The following is a 2,039-nucleotide window of genomic DNA, read 5'->3' on the forward strand; positions in this document are numbered from 1 at the left end:
GCACCCGCCGCAGCTGGTACCGGCGCGGCGCCCCGCCCCAGCAAGTAGCCGTCGATATCACCGACACCGGCAAGGGCATTCCCAGCCACAAGCTGCAAAGCATATTTATGCCCGGCTTCACCACCAAAAAGCGCGGTTGGGGCCTGGGCCTGGCCCTGGCCAAGCGCATCATCGAGAACTACCACGAAGGCCGCCTCTTCGTGAAATGGAGCGAAGTGGGACGCGGCACCACGTTCCGCATCGTCCTCAATCAATAGATTTTTGATTGAGCTGTTAGCCGTTAGCTATTTCTACTGAATGGGGCTAACAGCTAACAGCTAACAGCTCAAAAAACCCTATCGGTTCGTGATTTCCACGTAGGCGTTGCCGGTTACGGGCTTGCCGTTGTGGGTGCCCGTGACGCGGCACATGCCTTCCCAGTAGTTCAATTTCAACACTTTAAACAGGCGCAGATTCAGCTCCTGGTTGGGCACGAGGGGCGTGATGGTGAGGTCGTAGCCTTTGCCGGGCACGGTGAGGTGCCAGGTGGCGGGGTATTTCTTTTTGGAAGTGGGGCTGGTCCAGTACGTGACGGGTTCCAGGGTGAAGTCCTTTTCGGCGAGGTGCAGGTTTTGGTTTTGGGCGCCGTAGTGCGAGCCGCCGCCGATGTGCTGGCCGGTTTTGGTATCGTGCACCGCATACACCATTATTTCCTCCCGGGGTTCATCGAGCTGGATGCTGAGCCAGTCCCAGGCCACGTTGCGCTTGTTCACGCCGCCGCAGTTCCACTGCCGGTCGTACCACAGCTCGCCGGTTACCTGATGGGTTTTACCGCCTACTTCGATGGTGCCGGTGGTAGCTAGACGCGGGTAGCTGTAGTAGCCCGCCTGGGCCACTGGGCCGTACTGCTCGTAGCCGGTGCCGCCGTGCAGCAGCACCGGCTTAGTGGGCGTGGTGCTCAGGTTGATGGCCTGCCCGGCGTGGGCGGCCATGCGGGCCCGCAGCTGGTAGCGGCCTTCCTGCCCGGTGAGGGTCCAGGTTTGGGCGTCTTTTTTTTCGCTCAGATTGATGGGCAGCGTGGCCGTGAGGGGCGTGGCCAGCTTATCGAGCTTGTAATCGTACTGGAACTGCTGGGTTTGCGGGTCGGTGAGGGCAAAATTTACCATCTGGTAATCCTTCTTGCCATCGGGGCTGAAATGGAAAAAGACGTACTCCACGCCAAACTCCTCGCCCGTGGCCACGTCTTTCAGATGTCCCGTGAAGTACCACCATTCCAGGGAATTAAGCACATGCGGCGCTTCCTCCTGCGGCAGCTGGGCCTGGCCGGGGAAAACGTCATTTTTGGTAGTGGGCTTGAGGATGGAGCAGGCCGAAGCCAGCACAAGTAGCAGGGCAAAACGCAAAACTTTCATACCCTCCCACAAGGCTTTTCCGGGGCTAAAAGTTTGGGGAAATGATGCGCTTTGCTTAAGCCCGGCACGGATGTGCAAGCCCGGTAGATTTCCGAGAGCATTATAGAACAATCCCAAGCTTGCGGCTTGCGGCTTGGAGCTTACTTCTGCGGCGGCGCTACCGGGGGCTCGGGCATACGGATTTTGCCCATTACCTGCCCGCGCCGGGGTACCGACTCCATGCGCACCACCAACGGGGCTGGCTGCGGCGTGGTGCGCGTATTCAGGCTCAACGTCTGCTCTTTGAAATCAAAGGGGTTGCCCACGAACCGCAGTTCCAGCGCGCCGCCGGCCAGGGGTGCCCAGTCGGGCGCCATGCGGAGCTCAAACCGCCCCTCTGCGTCCGTCACGGTGCCGTATTGCGTGCCGTTGATAAAAATATTGACCTGCGCGGCGTTTTTGCTCGCGCCATCAAACACCTGACCCCGGATGATGAGCTGCTGCGATTGCACAGCGGCTGGGTTCGCGCCGGCGGCCGTGGCTTGGGCCGGCAGCTGCTGGGGTGGCTTGGAGGCGCACGACGACAGGGGCTGCCAGCCCAGCAGCGCCAGGCCGGCCAGCGCCCAGCGGCGCCAGCGACTGGCCGGCGCCGAGGCCGCCAGCTGCGGG

General features: G+C 61.4%; 3 protein-coding genes. 1 reads left to right on the forward strand and 2 read right to left on the reverse strand.

Annotated features, from left to right (window positions below):
* Positions 1-257, forward strand: a 257-nt coding sequence (locus GM79_RS08110) for an ATP-binding protein (protein ID WP_035562025.1), incomplete at its 5' end; no start/stop codon positions are given.
* 78 nt (positions 258-335) lie between these two features.
* Here GM79_RS08110 and GM79_RS08115 read toward each other — a convergent pair.
* Both GM79_RS08115 and GM79_RS08120 read right to left on the reverse strand, forming a co-directional pair.
* The gene (locus GM79_RS08115) at positions 336-1,391 is read right to left on the reverse strand and encodes a carotenoid 1,2-hydratase (RefSeq protein ID WP_035562028.1); all 1,056 of its coding nucleotides are present in this window, start codon (positions 1,389-1,391) and stop codon (positions 336-338) included.
* Positions 1,392-1,531: 140 nt separating this feature from the next.
* On the reverse strand, positions 1,532-2,039 hold a 508-nt coding region (locus GM79_RS08120), incomplete at its 5' end, for a carboxypeptidase-like regulatory domain-containing protein (protein WP_035562030.1).

Source organism: Hymenobacter sp. IS2118, from assembly GCF_000715495.1.
GTDB lineage: Bacteria > Bacteroidota > Bacteroidia > Cytophagales > Hymenobacteraceae > Hymenobacter.

Coding starts and splice junctions, on each gene's coding strand:
- GM79_RS08115 (WP_035562028.1), bottom strand. CDS start 1,391: ATGAAAGTTTTGCGTTTTGCCCTGCTACTTGTGCTGGCTTCGGCCTGC.